We start from the raw sequence: 21968 nt of genomic DNA, 5'->3' as shown, positions 1-21968 counted from the left end.
AACCAGCGTTTTCCTATGACCAGAAGCGCCCTACCCTGCACGTCTCATCACAGGGAAGCTGCCATGGCTTATCGCTCGAAAGTCGCGCTGGTGTATTTGTTGGGCTTCGCGCTCGACTTGCTGAACATGTTCGTCGCCAGCATCGCCTACCCCGACATCGCGCAACAATTGCACGCCTCGGTGACGCAACTGGCGTGGATCAGCAACGCCTACATGTTGGGCCTGACGCTGATCATTCCATTGAGCGTGTGGCTGGCGACCCGGGTTGGCGAGCGGCGCTTGATCCTCGCCTCGCTGCTGCTGTTCGGTGTGGGCTCGGCACTGGTGGCGCAGGCGGGATCGATTGAAAGCCTGATTGCCTGGCGACTGCTGCAAGGCCTCGGTGGCGGACTGCTGCTGCCGGTGGGCCAGGCCTTGGCGTATCGACAGTTCCCGGCGACGCAACGCGCGCACTTCACCGGAGTGGTGTTGCTGGTGGCGCTGCTGGTGCCAGCACTGTCGCCGGCGGCCGGTGGTTTGATTGTTCAGACGTTGTCCTGGCGCTGGATTTTTTACCTGAATCTGCCGGTGACACTGCTCGCACTTGGGCTTGGCCTGCTCTGGTTGAAAGCCGATCAACCGTTGACTGAACGCCCGACGCTGGATGCCCGCGGTCTGCTGCTAGCTGCGTCGGCGCTAAGTTTACTGTTGATCGCCATCAGTCTGTTGAGCGACGCCGACACCCGTAACCTCGGCATCGTTGCCCTGCTGCTGAGCCTTCTGACCCTGTGCATTTACCTGCGCGATGGCTGGCGCAAACCCGGCGCGATCCTCGACCTGCAACTGATCAAGAACCCGTCGCTGCGTCTGGCGATGCTGATCTACCTGTGCGTGCCGGGAGTTTTTACCGGCACCCACATGATTGCCGTGCTGTACCTGCACAACCTCGGTGTCGGCGCGGCACAAACCGGCGCGCTGATGCTGCCGTGGGCAGTCGGCTCGGGGGTGGCAATCATGCTTGGCAAACGCAACTTCAACCGCATCGGCCCCAAGCCATTGCTCAGCGCCGGCATGCTCGTGCAATGCCTGGGTATCGTTTTGCTGATGCGCAGCGAACAACCCGCCAGCACGCCGCTGATCATTGCCTATGCCCTGATGGGGCTGGGCGGTAGCCTGTGCAGCGTCACCGCGCAGACCTTGGCCTTTGTTGGCATCGCGCCAGAAAAAATGGGCCACTCCAGTGCCCTGTGGAACATCAATCGCCAACTCGGTTTCTGCCTCGCGGCGGCGCTGCTCGGTTCACTTCTGGGCGCCTTGGGCGGTGTTGGTTTCCAAGCCTGTTTTATCGCTGCCGCGCTGCTCACGCTGTTGCCGATGGTCGCCGTCCTGCGTTTCGACTCGACCCACGTGCTCGCGCTATTGAACCCGACTACCCTTGAGGAAAAAACTGCATGAACGACGCCACGCCCTACCTGGACGAAGTGATCCAGGCGCACGAAGCCATCGAACGATGGTTTGCCGTAGAAGAAGATGACGCCGCGCTGCAGCGCTTGCTGGCGCGTTTTTCGCCACGCTTTTCCATGGTGACGCCGTTGGGCCGAGCCCTGGATGTCGATGCCTTGCGCGTGCTGTTTCGAGCCGCAGGCGGACAGAAGAAGGGTTTCAGAATCCAGCTCAGTGAGTTACGTGTGATTGCCTTGCATCAGCGCGGCGCGACCGTGAGTTACCGCGAACAGCAGAGCGATGCGAGCGGTGTGCACACGGATCGGCGTTCGACCGTGGTGTTTGAAAAACTCGAAACCGGGCGGGTGTTGTGGCTGCATTTGCAGGAGACGTTTTGTGCTGATTGAAGATTCGGCATTCTCTTGCGACACCGAGCCGCCCTCTTCGCGAGCAAGCTCGCTCCCACAAGGGATCCTGGTTGCGCCGCAGATCCAATGTGGGAGCGAGCTTGCTCGCGAATGGCAGCGACTCGGTTCATCAGTTATCCACAGCGCTCTGATTCACCACCACCGTGCAGGTAATCCCCGCCGCCAGCAGCACACCTTCCGGCACTTCATCAATATGAATCCGCACCGGCACCCGTTGCGCCAACCGCACCCAGTTGAACGTCGGGTTTACATCGGCAATCAGCTCGCGGCTTTCCGGGTTGTCGCGGTCATAAATGCCGCGCGAGATGCTCTCCACGTGGCCCTTCAAGACTTCGCCGCTCATCAACTGCATGTCGGCCTTGTCACCGACTTTGACGTGGGGCAGTTTGGTTTCTTCGAAGAAGCCGTAAACCCAGAACGAGTTCATGTCGACCACGGCCATTTTCGCCTCGCCGATGCGCGCGTAGTCGCCGCGATGCACATTGAGGTTGGTCACGTAGCCGTCGACGGCGGCGCGCACTTCGGTGCGTTTGAGGTTGAGTTCGGCGGCTTCCAGTTGCGCCTGCGCGTGTTGGTAATCGGCCAGCGCGGCGTCGGCGATGTTGCTGGCGTCGTCGCGGTTTTCCTTGGAGATCACCAGGTTGTCGAGGTCGGCGCGGCGATGGGCATTGACCTTGCGCATCTCCCACGTCGACTTGCGCGAGGCAACCAAAGACTGTGCTTGTTTGACGGCGATGCGGTAATGCTCAGGGTCGATCTGCATGAGCAGATCGCCCTTCTTCACTAACTGGTTGTCGCGCACCGGTACATCGATCACTTCACCGGTGACGTCGGCGGCGACGTTGATGATGTCGGCGCGTACCCGACCATCGCGGGTCCACGGCGTGTTCATGTAGTGCTCCCACAGCGTGCGGCCGATCCACAACGCCAGGGCCAGCACCAACAAGGTCGCGAGCAGGCTGAAAAACTTTTTCATCGGGACGTTCTCAACGGTAGACAGTCAGCGCCATGGCGCCGAACAGACAGGTAAACAGACTCAGACGCAACAGCGCCGGGTGCCAGAAGAAGCGGTACAGATCGAACCCGGACAAGAACCGGTCCACCGCCCAGGCCAGTGCCGCAGCGATGAAAAACATCAAGGTCATGGTCGGCATGTACACGCCGTGGAAGGCGATTTCACGAGGCATGGGCAAGTCCTTCGGGCTTGGCGACGGCGTAGGCAGCGAGTGGAGATTGCGGGTCGAGCAGCGAAGTGCGGATGAAGTGCAGATAGCTCTTCACCCGACGCAATGCTGAGGTATCGAAGTGCGGCGCGAATGGCTCATCGGTCGCCGCCACGCGACTGATCGCATGATCGACAGCGACCAGTGCGCGTTCGAGATTGCTGGCGTTCGGTTGCAGAAACAGCCGCACCAGCGCGCGACCCATTACGCGGATCGCCTGGCGCCACGGTTGCGATTCGGCATAGGCCGGGTGCACCGGCAAAATCGCCTGCTCCTTGCGCAGCTCGATGATCGCGTGGCCGACTTCCAGGACCACGAACATCCAGCGCAGCAGGTTCTTCTGCACCTTCGGCTGCCCGGCCGCGAGACCGTAAGCCTGGTGCAGCAAATCACGGGTACGGCTCTCGAAACTCGACGCCAGGCCTTTGAGCTTGCCGCTGATCGCGTAAACCACTTGCCCACGCAGATCCTGCTCCAGACGCTTCCACAACCAGCGGCTGTTCGGCGGCAGGATAATTGCCCCGGCAGCGGCGCAGACCAGCATGCCCATGACCATGGCGATGTAGTCGTTGATGAAGGTGTACGGGTTGTAGATGGTCAGGTTGTCCGGCACCGAACCGGTGCTGAAGAAGATCAGCAAACCTAGGCCGACACCGGCGTATTGCGGGCGCGAAGTGAGGAACGAACCGAGCACGATCACCGGCGCGAGCATCACGCACAACAGCGGAAAACCGTCGATCCACGGGAAGATGAAAAACATCTCGACGAAGCCGATCAGCGCGCCGAGAAACGTGCCGCAGGCCATTTGAAATGCCATACGTTTGGGGTTCGGCGTAGCGGCGGAGAGGCCCACGGTAGCGGCGGCAATCAGCGTCATCGTCGCGCCGCTTGGCCATGCGGTGGCGACCCAGTAACTGCCGAGCACCACCAGAATGAACGAGGCGCGAATGCCCGACGCAGCGGCCGCCCACCAGTTGGTTTGTGGGGTGAACGGCTCGTCCCAGCGCTCTCGTTCGTGGCGGTGATCGGCCAGGGATGCGTGGGTCTGTGCATAACTGTGCAGGTCGTCGACGAAGCGGTAGAGCAATTCGTAGGCGGTGTGGAAATCCAGTTGTTCGGCTTCGCTCGGGTCAGTGTCCTGAAAGGTTGCCCGCAAGCTTCGAACCCGTGCCGGCAGCCCTTCCTTGTAGGTCGCCAGCGCTGTCGCCAAACGCGCAGCATCGGGGCTGGTCAGGGCACGACCGCTGAAGCCGTCAAGCACTTCGGCGAGATCCTGCAAACCCGGTCTGATCGCGGCAACCACATGTTCTTCGCCATTGCCGCGCAAGCGTTCAAGCAATTGATGCAGAGCGTTGAAGCGCGTGGTGATGCCCATGAACTCGCTGTTCAAGCGACTCAGTCGGCCGTTGCGCCGACGCATGTGCGGGTCTTCGAACACGGTCACGCTGCGCAGCCCTTCCAGCCCCACAGCTTCGGCGATAAAACGCACGTTGCTCGCCTCGAAAGCTTCGGCTTTGCTGCGCCCGCGCAGGCCATCGGTGACGAACAGCGCGAACACGCCGAAGCGCTGATACAAGGCGTTGCGCATGGCGGCGCTGGCGGTTTGCGGCAGGATCGCGGCGCTGATCAGGGTTGAGCAGAGAATCCCCAGCGAGATTTCCAGCACCCGCCATACCGCTGCCATAAATGCGCCGTCCGGGTGCGCCAGTGCCGGTAATCCGACCATCGCTGCGGTGTAGCCGGCGAGGACGAAACCGTAAGCGCGGAAGTTGCGGCAACGTGCGGCACCGGCCGAGCAGATGCCGACCCAGATCGCCAGCGAACCGAGGAACAGCTCGGTGTTTTGCGCGAACAACGCGATCAACGTGACCATCATCGCCGACCCGGCCAACGTGCCGAGGAAGCGATAGAAACTCTTGGCAAACACCTGGCCGCTCTGCGGCTGCATGACGATGAACACGGTAATCATCGCCGTGCGCGGTTGCGGCAATTCCAGGCGCATGGCCAGCCACAGCGTGAGGAATGCGGCGATCAACACCTTGAAGATGTAGACCCAGGTCACGCCATCGCTGCGCGCCCAGTCGAAGAAACCACGGCGCCATTCCAGGGCGTAGAGCCAGCGTATCGGTGCGGGCAAGGGAGTCATTCAATTGTGCTCAAGAATTCAGGCAAGACGCGATCCCTGTAGGAGTGAGCCTGCTCGCGATGGCGATTTTACATCCAACATTTCTGTTGACTGATACACCGCTATCGCGAGCAGGCTCACTCCTACAATTTGATGTGTGTTCAACGCAGGAGAACCGGGGTTTTCGGCACTTGGGTTTTCTCGGCGGTCGGCACATCGTTGCCGGCCCCCAGTCCACCGCCCAGCGCCGTCACCAGTTCGGCATGCGCACTCAACCGCGCCGCCTGCACCTGCTGCTGCACCTGCTGCTGCTTGAACAGCAACGTCTGCGCATTGAGCACGTTGAGGTAATCGGTGAGGCCGCGCTGATAAGCGATCATCGCGATGTCGTAGGTCTTCTGCGCCGTGGCCACCGACTCGGCGGCGAAGCCTTGCTGCTTGTCCATCGACTCGCGGCGGATCAACTGATCGGAGATGTTCTTCAGCGCATTCACCAGCGTCTGGTTGTAATGCGCCACGGCGATGTCGTAACCGGCGGAAGCCTCACCCAATTCGGCGCGCAGTCGGCCACCGTCGAAGATCGGTAGCGAGATCGCCGGACCAACGTTGTAGTTGAGTTTCTTGCCGGTCAAAAACTCCAGCGCGCCACCGCCGGTGGCCATGTAACCGAGACTGCCGACCAGATCGACATTGGGATAAAACCCGGCATGCGCCACATCGATACCGCGCGCCTGCGCCGCCACTTGCCAGCGACTGGCGACTACATCGGGACGCTGGCCGAGCAATTCGGCGGGCAATGCCGATGGCAGTTTCAGCGCAGCACCGAGGGACAATGTCGGGCGCTGCAACTGTGCGCCCGCCCCCGGACCTTTGCCGGCGAGCGCGGCGATCTGGTTGCGACTCAGGGCGATTTCTTCATCCAGCGCATCGAGCTGACGATGGGTTTCCGGCAGCGGCGTTTCGGCCTGGCTGACTTCGAAGTGCGTGCCGATTCCGCCGTTCAAGCGCTTCTGCGCCAGATCGAGAATCTGTTGTTGCTGCTTGAGCGTCGCGGCGACGATGTCGCGCTGCGCGTAATGCAGCGACAGTTCGATGTAGGCGCGGACGATGTTGTTCTGCAATTCCAACTGCGCCAGCCGCGCCTCGGCCGCGCTCATGTGCGCCAGATCCACCGCCCGCTCGCTGGCATTGCTTTCACGGCCCCAGAGATCGAGCGCGTAGCTGAAACCCAACGCGGCGTTGTTATCCCAGGTGGTGGTGTTGGCCAGATCGCCCGGGCCGTAGAACTGATCGGTCGGCCAGTTGTGGCGTTTGAGGGTCGACTCGCCATTGATCTGCAATGACTCGGCGGATTCGGCGACACCGGCCATGGCTTTGGCTTGACGTACTCGCGCAGCGGCCATGGCCATGCTCGGGCTGCCCTGCACGGCGAGGTCGATCCAGCGATTGAGTTGCGGGTCGCCGTAGGCTTGCCACCATTGCGCGGTGGGCCAGTTGGCGTCACGGGCGGCGTGGGCGATGGCGTCATCGGTGGCCAGTGTATTGGCCTCCATTGCCGTGCCCTGTGGGGCAATTCCGTCCGTTGAGATGCAGCCGCCAAGACCCAGGGTAAAAGCCAGAACACTGAGCGGCAAAAGCGCTCTGTTGATGCGACGCGGCACAGCTGCGAATTCCTGAGAGAGGGGATCGATGCTTCCTCTGTAGGAGCTGCCGCAGGCTGCGATTTTTTGATCTTGATTCCCTTAAAACAAAATCAAAAGATCGCAGCCTTCGGCAACGCCTACAGGGATCGGCGCAATTCTATGGAAGGCCCCGTACGGCGATAAGCTGGGATTTCTGTGAATCTTTGTTACGGTTAACGAGATAATCCTTAAGTCTGGGGTCTCAGCCCCCGAAACTTCGTGTCACAATTTGCCATCTCCCTTGAGAGCACCCCATGGACACTTTGCAAAACATGCGCGCCTTCAGTTGTGTCGCCGAAGCCGGCAGCTTCACTGCCGCCGCCGTGCAACTCGACACCACCACCGCCAACGTCTCGCGCGCGGTCTCCAACCTGGAAGCCCACCTGCAAACCCGCTTGCTCAACCGCACCACGCGGCGCATCGCCCTCACCGAAGCGGGCAAACGCTACCTGCTGCGCTGCGAGCAGATCCTTGCCTACGTCGAAGAGGCCGAAGCCGAAGCCAGCGACGCCCACGCACGCCCGGCCGGGCAATTGAAAGTGCACACCATGACCGGCATCGGTCAGCACTTCGTCATCGACGCCATTGCCCGCTACCGCAAAACCCACCCGGACGTGACCTTCGACCTGACCCTGGCCAACCGCGTGCCGGACCTGCTCGACGAGGGCTACGACGTGTCCATTGTGCTCGCCAGCGAACTGCCGGATTCGGGTTTTGTGTCGCAACGCCTGGGCATCACCTACAGCATCGTCTGCGCCTCGCCGGCCTACGTGAAAGCCAACGGCGCCGCGCAAAAGCCCAGCGACCTGCTCAACCACGCCTGCCTGCGCCTGGTCAGCCCCGTGATCCCCCTGGAAAAATGGGCCTTCGACGGCCCGGATGGCCAGGAAATGGTCACCATCAACAGTTCGCCGTTTCTGGTGAACTCCGCCGACGCGATGAAAACCGCGATCACCAGCGGCATGGGCGTGGGCGTGTTGCCGGTGTATGCGGCGATCGAAGGTTTGCGTAACGGCACACTGGTGCGGGTCATGCCGAACTACCGCTCGCAAGAGCTGAACCTGTATGCGATCTATCCGTCGCGGCAATATCTGGATGCGAAGATCAAGACGTGGGTTGAGTATCTGCGCGGGTCGTTGCCGGAAATTCTCGCGGCGCATCAAGCCGAATTGGCCGCCTACGAACTCAGCGGCAGCCTCGCCGGCGCGCGCGTCGCCAACTGATTTGTAAACACAATGCGTCTTCTGTAGGAGCTGCCGTAGGCTGCGATCTTTTGATCTTGATGTTTAAAAATCAACAGATCGCAGCCTACGGCAGCTCCTACAGAACGGGGATTTCGCGGATCTTTCCGACAGGTTTTGCAGGTTGTCCGTCGGAAGTGCGGTGGCTAGGATTTGGGTGTCGCTGACGCATCAGCGACCGGGTCTGGAAAACCCGATTTCAACTACCAAAGCTCATGGCATACTGCGGCGCTTTTTAGCTCGCAATGTTATGGCGGCTGTGCGCGGGAGGCCCTAGGGCCTGCCGGTTTTGGGAAGTTGGCCGGTTTTTCCAGTCCGCGCACAGTTGCCACCCTTTCGCCTGGAAAACGAAAAGTGGCGGCTTCACTCAACTTGCCACGAGTATGTTTCCTATGTTCAAACCAACGCCTAATCCGCCCGAAGCGGAGAACACCACCCCCTACGAATTCCCCGGCTCAAAGAAATTCCACGAAGCCGCCGAACGCGCCCTCGACCACTACCTCAAACCCAACGCACTCACCCTGCGCTTCCACAAACCCAGCACCATGTTCCAGGTCGCACCGGAACAGGACAGCGAAAGCCTGCTGGTCCACGCCTGCGAATCACTGGCACAAGCCAGCCTGATGACCAGCGACATCGCCGCCTACATCGACTTGCCGCAACGGCGCACGATTCTGGCGATTCAGCAGATCATCATGCTCGCTGAACTGGCGGTGAATCGGGTGCTGGATAACCACGAAATCTCCCAATCCCCGGCACACAGCTAAAAGCCCCTCACCCTAACCCTCTCCCGGAGGGAGAGGGGACTGACTGTGGTGTTTGGCAGAGTTACGCCGACGTGAAATACCGAGTCGAATACAAATTCTGAATCAGATCAAGAGCCCCTCACACTAGCCCTCTCCCAGAGGGAGAGGGGACTGATCGCGGTGTTTGGGCGAGGTACGCCGACGTGCGATACCGAGTCGAACTCAGACTTTGAAAGCCCAAAAATCGGCTCCCTCTCCCTCGGGAGAGGGCTGGGGTGAGGGGCAGCAAACAACGCAAATCAAAAGCCGAACACCCGTGCTCTTCACCACTCAACAGGATGAGCGTTAGCTCGGCTGCAGCTCTTGATCTGTAAGGCGACGTCGGAAGGCTGAGTGGAGGGATTGATCCGGGCGTGGGAGCGCAGCGACCGTTTGGCGTAGCCAAACACAGCGGGAGTAGGTGCAGCGAAGCAAACCGGAGACGCTGCGCCCGGATCGATCCCGCAGCGAAGGAACCCCGAGCCCCAGCGAGCGGGCCGCACGTAGGAGCAAGCGTTTTTTGCTTACTTTTTTAGGCGCTTGTAAAAAAGTGAGTCGCCGTAAGGGCGAAACCGCCAGCCGCAGCCCCCGAAGCAACGGATATACACCCAAAAACCCAAAGAACATGGTCGGCCCAAAGGCCGCCAAGACACCCCAAAACAAAAATGTTAGCGTGCTTGGTATCAAGCCCGAACAAGAGCCAAAAACGATGAAAAAAACTGTCCTGGCCTTCAGCCGCATCACCCCGCCCATGATCGAACGCCTGCAACAAGAATTCGACGTCATCGTCCCCAATCCAAAGGCCGGCGACATCAACGCCCAATTCAACGAAGCCCTGCCCCACGCCCACGGCCTCATCGGCGTCGGCCGCAAACTCGGCCGCGCACAACTGGAAAACGCCACAAAACTGGAAGTGGTCTCAAGCGTCTCCGTCGGCTACGACAACTACGACCTCGCCTACTTCAACGAACGCGGGATCATGCTCACCAACACCCCCGACGTACTCACCGAAAGCACCGCCGACCTGGCCTTCGCCCTGATCATGAGCAGCGCCCGCCGCGTCGCCGAACTCGACGCCTGGACCAAGGCCGGCCAATGGCAAGCCAGCGTCGGCGCGCCACTGTTCGGCTGTGACGTCCACGGCAAAACCCTCGGCATCGTCGGCATGGGCAACATCGGCGCCGCCGTCGCCCGCCGTGGCCACTTCGGTTTCAACATGCCGATTATCTACAGTGGCAACAGCCGCAAGACCGAACTGGAAGAACAACTCGGCGCGCAATTTCGCAGCCTCGATCAACTGCTCGCCGAGGCCGATTTCGTCTGCCTGGTAGTGCCGCTCAGCGACAAGACCCGCCACCTCATCAGCCATCGCGAACTGGCCTTGATGAAACCCGACGCGATTCTGGTCAACATCTCCCGTGGCCCGGTCGTCGATGAACCGGCGTTGATCGAAGCCCTGCAAAACAAGCGTATTCGTGGCGCTGGTCTCGACGTCTACGAAAAAGAACCGCTGGCCGAATCGCCGCTGTTCCAGTTGAGTAACGCCGTGACCCTGCCGCACATCGGCTCGGCGACGAATGAAACCCGCGAAGCCATGGCCAATCGCGCCCTCGCCAACCTGCGCAGCGCCCTGCTCGGCGAACGCCCGCAGGATCTGGTCAACCCGCAAGTCTGGCGCGGATAAAAAAATATGGGCAAGTGCAACATCGCACTTGCCCGTTAGTTATTGCCATACACAACTTGAAATTGAACAACAAACCAATTCAAACAACAGCGTTATAAGCTCTGCCTGGCTGCCGAATAATCGACAAGCGCTATGGAGAGCCAAAACCTTGAACACCCTGACCACCGACAAACTTATCCGTTACAGCAAAGTTATATTGATGGCCTACATCAGTTTCTTTGGCCTGTTGGTGATGATCCACAACTTCACCGACTATGACTCAAACTACACTTACGTGGCCCATATCCTGAGCATGGACACCACCACTGCCAGCGAAACCATCAAGTATCGGGCCATCGAATCGCCGATGATTCATCACCGGATTTACTGGTTCATCATTACTTTGGAAGTCACCTACACCGTGCTATGCCTGATGGGTACCTATCAGTTGTTGCGCCATATCAATGCCCCTGCCGAGGTATTCCATGAGGCAAAGAAGTTCTCGATCATGGGCATACTCGCGGCCATTTTCATTTATTACGTCTGCCTGCAAACCGTGGGTGTGGAATGGTTCGACATGGACACTTCGCAATCATGGAATGCCAAGGACTGGGCACGGCATATAGTTGACTTCATCTTCCCGGTGATGATTTACATCACCTTGAAAGTCGAGCGCTGACGTTCAGCGCTCGTTTATTTCAAGCCAACTTTCCCTGTACTGGCGCCACCACTGCTTTCGGTTTACGAAACACCAGCACATTGCCCAGCATCACTAACACCAGACCGACCAGCGCCGGCGCTGTCCATTGGTACCCTTCAGCAAACGCCGAAACGTTGAGCGCCACCACCGGAAACAGCACCGTGCAGTAAGCCGCACGCTCCGGCCCCATGCGCCCGACCAGCGTCAGATACGCGGTGAAACCAATGACGGAACCGGGGATCACCAGATACAGCAGCGCACCGACGTAACGCGGGCTCCAATCCATGTCGAACGGAATGCCCTTGACCAGGCACCACACCGACAGCATCGCCGCACCATAGGCCATGCCCCAGGCGTTGGTGGTCAGCGGCTTGAGACCGGCCTTCTGCTGCACACTCGAGAGCATGTTGCCCGCCGAGAAACACAAGGTGCCGCACAAGGCCAGGCCGAGTCCCAGCAAGGTTTGCGGGCTGGCGTGATGCCCGGCCAGTTCCGGCCAGAACAACATGCCCAGGCCGAACAGCCCCAGCGCACCGCCCATCAGCACATTGCGCGCGATGCGCTGGCCAAAGAACACCCGCGCATTCAGCGCGTTCCACAGCGTCGCGGTGGAAAACACCACCGCGACCAGACCGCTGGGGATCCACTGACTGGCGGTCAGGAAACACATGAAGTTGACGCAAAACAGGCACAGCCCCTGAGCCACGCAGATCAGATGCCCGCGGCGGTTCATCGGCTGCAAGCGACGGCTGAGCAGCAACAGCGCAAACAGCACCAGCGCGGCGAGACCGAAGCGATAGACGATCGACACCGGAATCGCCACCACGCCAAGCTGCCATTTCAGGGCAATCCAAGTGGTGCCCCAGATCAGCACGGTCAGCAAATACAACGACAGGTTCATGGCAGGCACTCCTCGGTAGGCCTTGAGTGTCCGTCCGGGTCAGGCTTGTGCGCTTGCAGATTCTTGCGCTTTTGTCTGGCGGCAGGCTGGCAGCGCGGTGTCTACGGAGTAGGATGCAAGGCGTTGAAGAGAACCGACCATGGCCGCCATCGATACCCTCCAAGTCTTTCAAGCGTTGAACAGCTCGCCGAACGCACGCCTGGTGCACAGCGCCGAGCTCGGTGACGGCTTGTCTGCCGCTTTGTGGACCAACCACCACGATGCGCAGGATTATGAAGCGCCAAGCCACCACACCTTGTCCTGCTACATCGCCGGTGGCACCGGCACCTTTCGTCGCGATCAACCCGGGCAAAAAGGCGGGCCGGACAAGTTGTGCATCCTGCCGGCCGATCATGAATCGGGCTGGGTGATCAACGGTGATATTCGCTTGGCGCACCTGTATTTCAGCGCCGAACAATTCGCCCTCGGTTGCGTCACGCTGCTCGATCGCGAACCCCGCGAGATGCAGTTGCGCGAGCAGACCTTTCTCGAAGACGCGCAACAGGCGCAACGCTTCCGGCAGTTGCTGACGCTGAATTGGGACGAGCCAGCCGAGCGTCTGCTAACCAGCAGCCTCGCCCATGAGTTGATCAGCCACACTTTGCTCAGTCAGGTCGGCGCGCGTCAGGGTTTGCGATTGAAGGGCGGACTGGCACCACACCAGCGTCGGCAACTGGTGGAGTTCATCGACAACCAGTTGGCCGAGCCGATCAGCCTCGGTCAACTGGCCGGATTGTGTGCGCTGTCGGAATACCACTTTGCGCGGATGTTTCGTACCAGTTTCGGCCTGCCGCCGCATCAATATGTGCTGGCGCGGCGCCTGAGCCGGGCGCGGGAGTTGTTGCGCGGCACGGCGTTGCCGTTGGGTGAGATTGCGCTGGCGTGCGGGTTTGCCAGCGCGAGTCATTTCACTAATCGGTTCAAACAGATTTTGGGAGGAACACCTGGCGAGTATCGACAGGCGTTTTTACGATGACTTATTCCGCAATTACTCAAAGCTCTGCCATCGCCACAGCTCAAACGAATCAATATACGGTGTCCCAAAATAGACCCTATAGTAGATAGAAACACGCGCAATACTCGCTATTTCTTTGTCCAGCAGGGGTACCTGATAATCGATCCACCCGAGCTTGTTTTCGAAGCGTTTCAACACGTTTCCAGATGGTTCGTAAAACTCGATATGCGATACATTCTGGGTCGCAAAAACATCTAATGCAAAGCGCAAACGGTGAACTTTTTCAGGTTTCAGAACAATCCGAAGTTCGGCAGAATCATTTTCATTCTGGTGGTCACCGCTGCATTGAATCCCGGTCCCCTCGAACTGACCCTCCACATAACGCTGATCCGACTCAAACAAAATCGTCGACATAGAAGCGCCGTTTTCGCCACCGAGCGTTTGTAGAGAAAAATGTTCAAGATCCAGACTCGAAAATCTCTCCGGTGAATCAGGCTTCACACCGTTGAAGTCTTCTTTCGCAATGAGCTTTAAAAAATAACCCTCGGCTCCAGCTACATGGTCATTTGACATGGCAATACTCTCTTCCAAAGACATTGAGAAGACAGTACACATTTAAATCCTCCCCAAAGCACCTGTCATAACTGACAGGTGCTTAGATCGTTTTACAATTACCATGCAGTAGCTGAGAACGAAAATATCTATAAAGGGCCGCCGAAAAGCGCATTAACTTCACTGTTCTCAAAACTCCAAGGTACTCGACAACGAAACCTGCCGCGCATCCCCCATCGACACAAAGAACCGGCTCGCCGCCGAGGTGTAGTACGTGCGATCAAACAGGTTCTTCACATTCAGCTGAAACTTGACCTTCTGCCCCTCAACCCTGGTGTCGTAAGTGGCAAACGCATCCGCCACGGTATAACTCGGCAGATCAAAATCATTCACCGCGTTACCCGCTCGTTCGCCGACATAACGCGCCCCGGCGCCGACGCGCAATTGATCGCCGCCGATCACACTGCCGAAGTCATACACCGCCGACAACGAACCGGAATTCTTCGCTACGTTCTGCAGGCGCTTGCCTTTGTAGTCCGGGTCTTCGGTCACTTCGGCATCGGTGTACGCGTAGCTGCCAATCATGCTCCAGTGGTCGCTCAACTGACCGGTCAGGTCCATTTCCAGACCGCGCGAACGCACCTCACCGGCTGCGCTGTAGATCGTCGTCGGGCCTTCGGAATTGGCCACCAGCACGTTGCGTTTCTTGATGTCGAACAATGCGATGTTGCCGGTGACACGCCCCGGCATGTCCAGCCGCGCACCCAGCTCCCACGACTTGGCTTCTTCCGGGGCGATGCTGCCGTCGAGCACGGTGCTGCTGCCACTCAGCGGGGCGATGGTCGAGTTGGGTTTGAACGATTCGGTGTAGCTGCCGTAGAACGACAAGGCGTCGGTGTAGCGATACACCAGACCTGCGCGCGGGACGAACTTCTGGCCGTTGCTGTCGGTGTTGGCCTTGAACGGCACGCCTTTGCCGGCGTACTGGTCGTATTCCTGGAAGCGCCCGCCGGCGACCAGAATCCACTGGTCGTTGAGGTGAATCGAGTCCTGCAGGAACACCGAATCGCTGCGCAGTTCATCGGTCTGCGCGCTGTCGGGAGCGCTGACCGTGGTGCCGGCGACTTCGCGGCCATACACCGGATTGAGGTAGCTGAAGGTGGTCAGGCTTTTCTGGCGGATCAAGTCCTCGCGGTAGATCTTGCGGTACTCGTCATCGACGCCGAACACCAGGTCATGCTGCATGCCCAGCACATTGACCTTGCCTTCAAGACTGGCCGTGGTGAAACGGTCGGTGCTGATCGCGTTCTGGGTGCCGTCCATGCTGCGGGTCAGCGTGCCCTTTTTGGTGTCGATGGCGGTCACGCGGACCTGGCTGGCGTCGTAGGTTTCGCGGTTCCAGCTGTAACCGAAGTGCGCTTTCCAGTCGTCGTTGAGGTCGTGATCGGCTTCAAAGTGATACAGATCCGAACGGCCTTCCATGTTGTTGAACGGCTCGTCCAGACGTTCTTTGCGCGAGATGTCCAGCGGGTGATTGGTGCGTGGATCGATCAGCGTGCCACGGTCGAACGGCGTGAGAAATTCGCGGTGTTCGTAGGCGAATAACAGCTTGGTGCTCTCGCCGAACCAAGCTAGCGACGGGGCGATCAGGGTTTCACGGTGGGTGCCGAAGTTGCGCCAGTAATCTTCGTCTTCGTGGTCGAGCACCATGCGATAGGCCAGCCCGGAATCGCCCAACGGGCCGGTGCTGTCGAAGGTGCCGCCACTGCCGTTCTTGCCCTCGCCGTAGGTCGAGCCGCGCAAGGTCAGCGCATTGTATTGGGTAAGTTCAGGCTTCTTGCTGACCATATTGACCACACCGCCCGGGTCTTGAATCCCGTAGAGCAACGAGGCCGGGCCTTTGAGCACTTCAACCCGATCGACCGTGGCGTTCATGCCACGCCCCTGCACGATCGGCATGCCGTCGCGCATGATCGAGCCGTTACGGTTGTCACCGAAACCGCGGGTCATCACCGAATCCTGAGTGCTGCCCAAGGTGTTGCCCTGGGTGATGCCGCTGACATTGGCCAGCGCGTCATCCAGATTGCGCGGCGCCTGATCGCGGATGACTTGCGCCGGGATGACGTTGACGGTTTGCGGGACTTCCTGAAGCGAAGCTGAGGAGCGCATCACCGAACTGGTTTCCGGTGGCTGATAACTCATCGATTCGTCGCGGGTCGAGGTGATGGTCGTGGCGCCGAGATTCAGCGCACCTTCAGTAGGCTGAGGCTCCAGCGCCAGCGTGTGGCTATCGGTGCGGCGGAAGTTGAGGCCGGAGCCGCTGAGCAGACGTTGCAGTGCCTGTTCGGCACTCATCTGGCCATTGACGGCCGGAGCTGTAAGGCCGTAGGGCGCTTCGTCGGTGTAGACCACGCTCTGCCCGGTGACGCGGCTGAAGTCGCTCAAGGCTTGCGGCAGCGGTTTGGCGACCAGGGAAAAGTTGAACTGCTTTTGCGCCTGGCTGCTGATGGTTTCAGCGGCGAGCGCGACGCTCAGCGGCAACAGCGCCAATGCCGAAAAGCTCAGTGCCGAAACGCCTAACCATTGTTTGACCGAACCCGATTTTGCCCTGGACTTCATTGCTCAATGACCTGTGTAGAACCGCAACGGATGCGAATGACTCGCAGTTTCAGTCACTACACGGATGGGGCTGAGGTTTACCTCACCAACATTTGAAAATTATTTTTTGTGGTGTTCGATCGGGTTCCATCGCGAGCAGGCTCACTCCTACATTTGGAATGCGTTCTCCTGTGGGAGCGAGCCTGCTCGCGAAGAGGCCAGCAGCCTCAACGCAAAATAATCAGATGACCCAACACCTGATGCTGCTCAAACCCCATCACCCCTTGCAGCGAACTCAACACGGCCTGCGGATCCTTGCTCGGAAAACTGCCACTGACCTTGCGCGCCGCCAGCTCATCGTTGAGCAACACAATCCGCCCGGGGTAATAACGGCGCAAATCCTCCACCACATCAGCCAGTGTCGACTTGTAATAAGTCAGCCAGCCCTGACGCCAGGCCAACTGCGTCTCACTGTCCACCGTATGCAGTTTTTCTGCCGTACCGTCACCGTAAGCGACCTGCTGCCCGGCCGTAAGAATTTGCTGCTCAGCATCACGATCCGCCGTCACACCAACGCGCCCCGACAACACCGTAACCTGCGCACCGTGAGGTTGCAGGCGCACTTCGAATTGCGTGCCGAGCACCCGCGCCTCACCCTGCTCCGCCGCAACCACAAACGGATCCCCCGTATGTGTGACGCTGAAGAAACCGGCACCGCGACGCAATTGCACATGCCGTTCGCCACGACTGAAATCCACGGCAATCGCACTGTCGCCATCCAGCGTCACTTGCGATTGATCGGCCAGTGTCACCGTGCGGATCTCACCGGGTGCCGAGACATAATCGGCGCCCAGATCATCAATCCAGCGCTGCGGCTGCCACCCGGTGCCAAGGCTGACCATCAGCAACAGACACGCGGCCATCGCCAGCGCGCCCGACCAGCGCAAAACGGGCGAACGACGCGGGCGGTCCATCGCATGAAGGTACCCCTGCAACGCGAAGGCTTCTTCATCGGCCAATGTTCGCGCCGGGCCTTCACTCAACTCCCACACAACCTGAGCCTGTGCGTAAGCTTCGGCGTGCGCCGGATCGGCCCGCAGCCATTGGCTGAAGGTCAGTTGATCGCCGGCGCTGGGCCGATCATGCAGCAGGCTCAACCAGGCAAACGCGGCCTGCTCTTGCGCGGGCGTGGGGATAACGGAATCGGCGGGCTTCACGGTGCTTTCCCTGGCAGGCGTGGCGCGGGTTCGCGCAGGCTGGCCTTGCAGGCCTCGAGGGCGCGCATCATATGTTTTTCCACGGCACTTTGGGACAGGCCCATGGCTTTGGCGATTTCCGCATACTTGCGGCCGTGAATGCGATTGAGCAAAAAGATTTGCCGGGTGCGCTCGGGCAAGGCGCGCAACGCCGCTTCGACATGTTTCAGATCATTGCCCGCTTCCAGCGCCGCTTGCGGTTCGCTGCCGTGGCTGTGCGGCTCGTCCGGTTGCCAGCCTTCGTTGACCCGCGTGCGCGTGCCTTCGCTGCGCAGATGATCGATCGCAATATTGCCGGCGCAGCGCAACAGATAGGTGCTGAGCTCTTCGACCTGCACCAGCGGCCGCCGCCAGAAACGCAGAAACAGATCCTGCACCAGGTCCGCCGCCGTCGCCCGACAACCGACGCGCCGGTTCACCAGCGCTTCCATTTGCGAACGCTGGGACAGGAACACCTGAAGAAAATGCGCACGCGCCCCCCGCGGCTCGTCGTCGCGGGATTCCGGCGGCAGACCGATCAGCACTTCAGCACTGCGCCCATGCGGCGACCGGGCTGGCCAGCAGACTGACCCCGGCCAGCGCCAATACGAAACGCGGGCGATACGGCAGCAACAAGACCAACGCCAAGGCGCTGAGCATCAGCACGGCGAACCAGTCGACCAGGCCGAAGCTCCAGCCGTTGGCCTTCACCGCCGCCCAAAGCGACAAACACAGCAATAACCATCCGCCGACTTTCAGGCCCTGACGGCGACGTGTGGACGGTTTGTGACCGAGCAATTCATCGTGGTGGCGAGGCATCGACAGGCACAACGCGGTGAATCCGGTGTAGGTGAGCAACAAGGGCAAGAGCATCAGTTCGCCCCTTGTTCAAGGGTGATCGGCCGGGCCTGTTCGCGGCGGGGCTTTTTAATGCTGACGGTGTTGCCGGCACGCTGCATTTTCCACGCGGCCCAAGCCAGGAAGAAACTGGTTGCGAGGCACGTCAGATCAAAACCGGCCAATGCCCAATCCCTCTGCATCAAGGTAACGCCGAGATTCCAAGGGGTGTTCAGCGCATTGACCAGCGGCACCGCGACAAACAGGGCGGCGCTCAGGGTGAGTTGCTCAACCCAGGCCTTTCGTCCCGGACGCAGCAGCGCGTGCAGCACACTCACAGCCCAAGTGATAAAGAACGCATTCACTTCCCAATCTGCGCGCTCGGCGAGGCTCACTGGCAACAGACGATTGGCCAGGAAGAATACAGCCACCGCCGCAACCAAACCGGCCATGCTGGCGATGTTCAGCACTTCAACCAGCCGCAGTTCGAACGGCATCACGCCGCTCTTGGCATGTTTGAGTTGACGCTTGCCCAACCAGATCACCAGCCCGGTGCCGATCATCGCAGTGCCGGCCAATCCGCAAATGAAATACAGCCAACGCAGGAGCGGCCCGGCGAAGTGGCCCATGTGCAAGCCATAGAACGCACCACCCACCGCCATCGCCATTGGCTGCTCCGGTGTGCTGCCGAGCATTTGCCCGGTCACCCCGTTGAAGGTCACGGCGCGGCCGAAATCATGCACCACGCGATCCCCCGCACGGGACAGCACCACCGTGGCATTGGCATCCCCCGGATTGCTCACTGACAGACGCGCCGTGTGGCCGCCCGACCATTGCTCGCTGGCCTTGCTCAACAGCGGCGCCATGGCTGCCAACGGTGCCGCGATATTGGCGCGCTCCGGGGTTTTCGACGCGGGGAACACTTCATCATAAAACGTGCGCACGTCACTGCCGTACGAAGCGACGATGCTCGCCGGCATGACCATCGCCATGAAAATCACCAGGCTGCTGTAGGTGATCATCAAGTGAAACGGCAACACCAGCACACCCACCGCGTTATGCCCGTCGAGCCAGGAGCGCTGACCCTTGCGCGGGCGGAAGGTGAAGAAGTCCTTGAAGATTTTCTTGTGGGTGATGATCCCGGTGATCAGCGTAACGAACATCACCATCGCGGCAATCGTCGCCAGCCAGCGGCCACACGGATAAGGCATTTGCAACTGGAAGTGAAAGCGATAGAAGAACTCGCCGCCCATGCTGTCGCGACCCTGCACTTCGGCGCCGCTCTGCGCGTCGAGGGTTTTCGATTCGAAGCGCCCGCGCTCACCGGGATTGGCCGGCACTGGCTGCCAGCGCACAGTCAGGCCGGGATCTCGGGCATCAGGCAAATCGATCAGCCAGCGTGAGGCGCCAGCCGCGTGTTGCTGCAGGTAATCCTGCGCCAGCGTCAGGCTCGTCTCGGCACTCACCGATCGCGCGGGGATTTCCGGCTGCATCCAGTGGCTGATCTCATCTTTGAAATAGGCCAGCGTCCCGGTTAGAAAAATCGCGAACAGCAACCAGCCGAACAGCAGTCCGGCCCAGGTGTGCAGCCAGGCCATCGCCTGACGAAAGCCCTCTTTCATGCCAGGCCCAATCCACGTGCCGCGCCAGAGATGGTCGCCAGAATCACGCTTGGCACCAGCAAACCGACCCAAGCCGACCACGCCGTACGACAGGCGAAACACCAGAGCACCGCCACCAGATAGACCAGAAAGGAAATGGTCATGCCGGTCACCACCGCTTCGGCGCGGCTCAACGGCAGCCACAGCGTCAGGGTGACACTGGCCAACGCCGCGACGAGATAGCCGCCAAACACCGCCGCCAACACCCGTGAGGTGACGGCCAGACGATAGGACATGGGAAGTGTGGCGAGTTTGCCTTTCATGTTTCGACCCTGAAACGAAAAACGTCCGGCCGATCAGCCGAACCTACAGGCGAGCAATATTAATGATAAATATTCTCATACGCAAAAGCATCTGATTGCCGGTTAAGCGTTTCGCCCCTTACAATGCGAACAGTTCTTGTTCTCTAACGCATACTCTCTACCGCGCCACCAAGCGCCCGGAGTAATACCGTTGTCGTCCGCCCATCCCGTCGAATCGCTCTATCAGGCCCATCACGGCTGGCTCACCGGCTGGCTGCGGCGCAGACTCGGCTGCCCGGACAGCGCAGCGGATCTGGCGCAGGACACGTTTATCAAGGTGCTGACCGCCCGCGAACCGCCGATGATCATCGAGCCACGCGCCTTTCTGACGACGTTGGCCAAGCGCGTTCTGTTCAATCATTACCGCCGTCAGGATGTCGAACGCGCTTACCTCGACACCTTGGCGCAGATGCCGGACATGGTCGCGCCGTCGGAAGAAGACAAGGCGATCATCTTGCAAACCCTGATGGAGCTGGATGAATTGCTCGACGGTTTGCCGCGTCAGGTCAAACGCGCCTTTTTGCTGGCGCAGGTCGATGGCCTGACGTATCCACAGATCGCCGCTGAACTCGACATCTCTGTGGCCACGGTCAAACGTCACCTGAACAAAGCTGCCATGCGCTGCTACTTCGCCCTATGAACCGCGCGCCGGATTTCTCCTCGCAAGTGGCTGAGCAGGCCGTGCACTGGCTGATGGAAATGCAGCAGGGCACGCTCTCCCCGCGCCAGCAACAGGCCTGGCAACAATGGCTGGAGGCACACAGCGAACACCGCCGGGCGTGGGAGCATATTCAGCGGGTCAATCAGCGTCTGCGCGGTGTGTCGTCGCCGCTGGCACACGCGGCGTTGAACGGGCCGAAGTCCGGCAGCCGTCGTCAGGCGCTGAAACTGTTGCTGATTCTCGGCGCGGGCACGGCGGTCACTTGGGGCATGCGCGAGCACAATCCTGTGCCGTCGCTGCTCGCCGATTACCGCAGCCCGCTGGGGCAGCGACGCAAAATTTCCCTGGGTGGCGGTGATAAGTTGCAACTCAATACCGCCAGTGCCGTGGACGTCGACGGTGCGCAGCGATTGATCCGCTTGCTCCAAGGCGAAATCCTCCTGACGGCCGCGCAATCTTTCGAAGTGCGCACGGCTCAGGGCCTTCTGAAAACCCAAGGCGCGCGCCTCAATGTGCGTCAGTTTGCTGATCGCACGCAGATTGCGCTGTTCGAAGGTCGCGTCGAACTGATCGGTAATGGACGCGCGCCGATGTTGCTGCCGGTCGCGCGTCAGCTCAGCTTCACCTCGGCATCGGTCAGCGAGGCCAAACCGCTGGACGCGAACAGCGGCGCCTGGGCCGACGGCATGCTGGTGGCCGCGCATATGCGTCTCGGCGACTTCCTCGATGAACTCGGCCGCTATCGTCGCGGCCAGCTCAATTGCGACCGGAACGTTGCCAACCTGTTGATTTCCGGAACTTACCCGCTGGACGACAGCGAGCGGATTCTTGATCTGCTGGAAATCAGTTTGCCGGTGAAGGTGAGGCGCTTTACCCGCTACTGGGTGACCGTCGAAGCGCGGGTTTGAAAAAACTCAAAAATAAATGAGCCGTTTTTCAGATCTGGCGTGACAGAGAA

21 protein-coding genes are annotated in these 21968 nt (G+C 60.0%); 9 read left to right on the top strand and 12 right to left on the bottom strand.

Going from position 1 to position 21968, the window contains the following annotated elements:
- The first annotated feature begins 63 nt into the window (after positions 1-63).
- Both AB4N74_RS29005 and AB4N74_RS29000 read left to right on the top strand, forming a co-directional pair.
- Positions 64-1434: an MFS transporter gene (locus tag AB4N74_RS29005; RefSeq protein WP_460097931.1), complete on the top strand. Its 1371-nt coding sequence runs from the start codon at positions 64-66 to the stop codon at positions 1432-1434.
- Positions 1431-1829: a DUF4440 domain-containing protein gene (locus AB4N74_RS29000; RefSeq protein ID WP_460097930.1), complete on the top strand. Its 399-nt coding sequence runs from the start codon at positions 1431-1433 to the stop codon at positions 1827-1829. The genes AB4N74_RS29005 and AB4N74_RS29000 overlap by 4 nt, the downstream gene beginning before the upstream one ends.
- A 130-nt stretch (positions 1830-1959) precedes the next feature.
- On the opposite strand, the gene AB4N74_RS28995 is transcribed toward AB4N74_RS29000, so the two are convergent.
- The 4 genes from AB4N74_RS28995 to AB4N74_RS28980 all read right to left on the bottom strand — a co-directional run bounded on the left by AB4N74_RS28995 (position 1960) and on the right by AB4N74_RS28980 (position 6859).
- On the bottom strand, positions 1960-2826 hold the full coding sequence (locus AB4N74_RS28995; protein WP_038357606.1) for an efflux RND transporter periplasmic adaptor subunit: 867 nt from the start codon (positions 2824-2826) through the stop codon (positions 1960-1962).
- Between the two features lie 10 nt (positions 2827-2836).
- Positions 2837-3037 (bottom strand): DUF1656 domain-containing protein, encoded by a 201-nt coding sequence (locus AB4N74_RS28990; protein WP_007914106.1) that lies wholly within the window; start codon positions 3035-3037, stop codon positions 2837-2839.
- Positions 3027-5219 carry an FUSC family protein gene (locus AB4N74_RS28985; RefSeq protein ID WP_460097929.1) on the bottom strand — a complete coding sequence of 731 codons (2193 nt, stop codon included), beginning with the start codon at positions 5217-5219 and terminating at the stop codon, positions 3027-3029. Before AB4N74_RS28985 ends, AB4N74_RS28990 begins: the two co-directional genes overlap by 11 nt.
- Positions 5220-5359: 140 nt before the next feature.
- Positions 5360-6859, bottom strand: coding sequence for an efflux transporter outer membrane subunit (locus AB4N74_RS28980; RefSeq protein WP_093436224.1), 1500 nt, complete (start codon positions 6857-6859; stop codon positions 5360-5362).
- Positions 6860-7134: 275 nt separating this feature from the next.
- Between AB4N74_RS28980 and AB4N74_RS28975 the strand changes: the two genes are divergently transcribed.
- From AB4N74_RS28975 to AB4N74_RS28960, 4 genes are all read left to right on the top strand, one after another.
- Positions 7135-8103, top strand: coding sequence for a LysR family transcriptional regulator (locus AB4N74_RS28975; protein WP_460097928.1), 969 nt, complete (start codon positions 7135-7137; stop codon positions 8101-8103).
- A gap of 410 nt (positions 8104-8513) precedes the next feature.
- Positions 8514-8888: a DUF6124 family protein gene (locus tag AB4N74_RS28970; protein ID WP_099758045.1), complete on the top strand. Its 375-nt coding sequence runs from the start codon at positions 8514-8516 to the stop codon at positions 8886-8888.
- A 727-nt stretch (positions 8889-9615) separates the two neighbouring features.
- Positions 9616-10590, top strand: coding sequence for a 2-hydroxyacid dehydrogenase (locus AB4N74_RS28965; RefSeq protein WP_099758044.1), 975 nt, complete (start codon positions 9616-9618; stop codon positions 10588-10590).
- Between the two features lie 148 nt (positions 10591-10738).
- Positions 10739-11248, top strand: a complete 510-nt coding sequence (locus AB4N74_RS28960) for a DUF2165 family protein (RefSeq protein ID WP_093436210.1) — start codon at positions 10739-10741, stop codon at positions 11246-11248.
- A gap of 19 nt (positions 11249-11267) precedes the next feature.
- Here the strand turns inward: AB4N74_RS28960 and AB4N74_RS28955 are convergent, their stop codons facing one another.
- Complete coding sequence (locus AB4N74_RS28955) at positions 11268-12170, bottom strand: DMT family transporter (RefSeq protein WP_460097927.1); 903 nt, start codon at positions 12168-12170, stop codon at positions 11268-11270.
- 139 nt (positions 12171-12309) lie between these two features.
- Here AB4N74_RS28955 and AB4N74_RS28950 point away from each other — a divergent pair, with 139 nt between their 5' ends.
- Complete coding sequence (locus AB4N74_RS28950) at positions 12310-13185, top strand: helix-turn-helix domain-containing protein (protein ID WP_116254633.1); 876 nt, start codon at positions 12310-12312, stop codon at positions 13183-13185.
- Between the two features lie 12 nt (positions 13186-13197).
- On the opposite strand, the gene AB4N74_RS28945 is transcribed toward AB4N74_RS28950, so the two are convergent.
- The 7 genes from AB4N74_RS28945 to AB4N74_RS28915 all read right to left on the bottom strand — a co-directional run bounded on the left by AB4N74_RS28945 (position 13198) and on the right by AB4N74_RS28915 (position 20310).
- Entirely contained in the window at positions 13198-13779 is a 582-nt protein-coding gene (locus tag AB4N74_RS28945; protein ID WP_093436202.1) for a hypothetical protein, read from the bottom strand.
- Between the two features lie 126 nt (positions 13780-13905).
- Entirely contained in the window at positions 13906-16335 is a 2430-nt protein-coding gene (locus tag AB4N74_RS28940; protein WP_460097926.1) for a TonB-dependent siderophore receptor, read from the bottom strand.
- A 206-nt stretch (positions 16336-16541) separates the two neighbouring features.
- Positions 16542-17531, bottom strand: a complete 990-nt coding sequence (locus AB4N74_RS28935) for a FecR family protein (RefSeq protein ID WP_320335757.1) — start codon at positions 17529-17531, stop codon at positions 16542-16544.
- Positions 17528-18094 carry an RNA polymerase sigma factor gene (locus tag AB4N74_RS28930; protein WP_093436192.1) on the bottom strand — a complete coding sequence of 189 codons (567 nt, stop codon included), beginning with the start codon at positions 18092-18094 and terminating at the stop codon, positions 17528-17530. The genes AB4N74_RS28935 and AB4N74_RS28930 overlap by 4 nt, the downstream gene beginning before the upstream one ends.
- Position 18095: 1 nt before the next feature.
- A complete protein-coding gene (locus tag AB4N74_RS28925; RefSeq protein WP_093436188.1) occupies positions 18096-18422 on the bottom strand; it encodes a DUF3325 domain-containing protein in 327 nt (108 codons plus the stop codon).
- Entirely contained in the window at positions 18422-20008 is a 1587-nt protein-coding gene (locus AB4N74_RS28920) for a PepSY-associated TM helix domain-containing protein (protein WP_460097925.1), read from the bottom strand. Before AB4N74_RS28920 ends, AB4N74_RS28925 begins: the two co-directional genes overlap by 1 nt.
- Positions 20005-20310 carry a DUF3649 domain-containing protein gene (locus AB4N74_RS28915; RefSeq protein WP_016986986.1) on the bottom strand — a complete coding sequence of 102 codons (306 nt, stop codon included), beginning with the start codon at positions 20308-20310 and terminating at the stop codon, positions 20005-20007. The genes AB4N74_RS28920 and AB4N74_RS28915 overlap by 4 nt, the downstream gene beginning before the upstream one ends.
- 190 nt (positions 20311-20500) lie before the next feature.
- Here AB4N74_RS28915 and AB4N74_RS28910 point away from each other — a divergent pair, with 190 nt between their 5' ends.
- Both AB4N74_RS28910 and AB4N74_RS28905 read left to right on the top strand, forming a co-directional pair.
- A complete protein-coding gene (locus AB4N74_RS28910) occupies positions 20501-20989 on the top strand; it encodes a sigma-70 family RNA polymerase sigma factor (protein ID WP_093436181.1) in 489 nt (162 codons plus the stop codon).
- The gene (locus AB4N74_RS28905; RefSeq protein WP_460097924.1) at positions 20986-21918 is read left to right on the top strand and encodes a DUF4880 domain-containing protein; all 933 of its coding nucleotides are present in this window, start codon (positions 20986-20988) and stop codon (positions 21916-21918) included. The genes AB4N74_RS28910 and AB4N74_RS28905 overlap by 4 nt, the downstream gene beginning before the upstream one ends.
- The last annotated feature ends 50 nt before the right edge of the window (positions 21919-21968 follow it).

It is taken from the genome of Pseudomonas sp. H3_C08 (assembly GCF_054669455.1).
This window is presented reverse-complemented; position numbering and strand designations above follow the sequence as displayed.

What these genes read in the sequence shown, in the direction of transcription:
- AB4N74_RS29005 (WP_460097931.1), top strand. Translation starts at nt 64, where the DNA reads ATGGCTTATCGCTCGAAAGTCGCGCTGGTGTATTTGTTGGGCTTCGCG.
- AB4N74_RS29000 (WP_460097930.1), top strand. Translation starts at nt 1,431, where the DNA reads ATGAACGACGCCACGCCCTACCTGGACGAAGTGATCCAGGCGCACGAA.
- AB4N74_RS28995 (WP_038357606.1), bottom strand. Translation starts at nt 2,826, where the DNA reads ATGAAAAAGTTTTTCAGCCTGCTCGCGACCTTGTTGGTGCTGGCCCTG.
- AB4N74_RS28990 (WP_007914106.1), bottom strand. Translation starts at nt 3,037, where the DNA reads ATGCCTCGTGAAATCGCCTTCCACGGCGTGTACATGCCGACCATGACC.
- AB4N74_RS28985 (WP_460097929.1), bottom strand. Translation starts at nt 5,219, where the DNA reads ATGACTCCCTTGCCCGCACCGATACGCTGGCTCTACGCCCTGGAATGG.
- AB4N74_RS28975 (WP_460097928.1), top strand. Translation starts at nt 7,135, where the DNA reads ATGGACACTTTGCAAAACATGCGCGCCTTCAGTTGTGTCGCCGAAGCC.
- AB4N74_RS28970 (WP_099758045.1), top strand. Translation starts at nt 8,514, where the DNA reads ATGTTCAAACCAACGCCTAATCCGCCCGAAGCGGAGAACACCACCCCC.
- AB4N74_RS28965 (WP_099758044.1), top strand. Translation starts at nt 9,616, where the DNA reads ATGAAAAAAACTGTCCTGGCCTTCAGCCGCATCACCCCGCCCATGATC.
- AB4N74_RS28955 (WP_460097927.1), bottom strand. Translation starts at nt 12,170, where the DNA reads ATGAACCTGTCGTTGTATTTGCTGACCGTGCTGATCTGGGGCACCACT.
- AB4N74_RS28950 (WP_116254633.1), top strand. Translation starts at nt 12,310, where the DNA reads ATGGCCGCCATCGATACCCTCCAAGTCTTTCAAGCGTTGAACAGCTCG.
- AB4N74_RS28945 (WP_093436202.1), bottom strand. Translation starts at nt 13,779, where the DNA reads ATGTGTACTGTCTTCTCAATGTCTTTGGAAGAGAGTATTGCCATGTCA.
- AB4N74_RS28940 (WP_460097926.1), bottom strand. Translation starts at nt 16,335, where the DNA reads ATGAAGTCCAGGGCAAAATCGGGTTCGGTCAAACAATGGTTAGGCGTT.
- AB4N74_RS28925 (WP_093436188.1), bottom strand. Translation starts at nt 18,422, where the DNA reads ATGCTCTTGCCCTTGTTGCTCACCTACACCGGATTCACCGCGTTGTGC.
- AB4N74_RS28920 (WP_460097925.1), bottom strand. Translation starts at nt 20,008, where the DNA reads ATGAAAGAGGGCTTTCGTCAGGCGATGGCCTGGCTGCACACCTGGGCC.
- AB4N74_RS28915 (WP_016986986.1), bottom strand. Translation starts at nt 20,310, where the DNA reads ATGAAAGGCAAACTCGCCACACTTCCCATGTCCTATCGTCTGGCCGTC.
- AB4N74_RS28905 (WP_460097924.1), top strand. Translation starts at nt 20,986, where the DNA reads ATGAACCGCGCGCCGGATTTCTCCTCGCAAGTGGCTGAGCAGGCCGTG.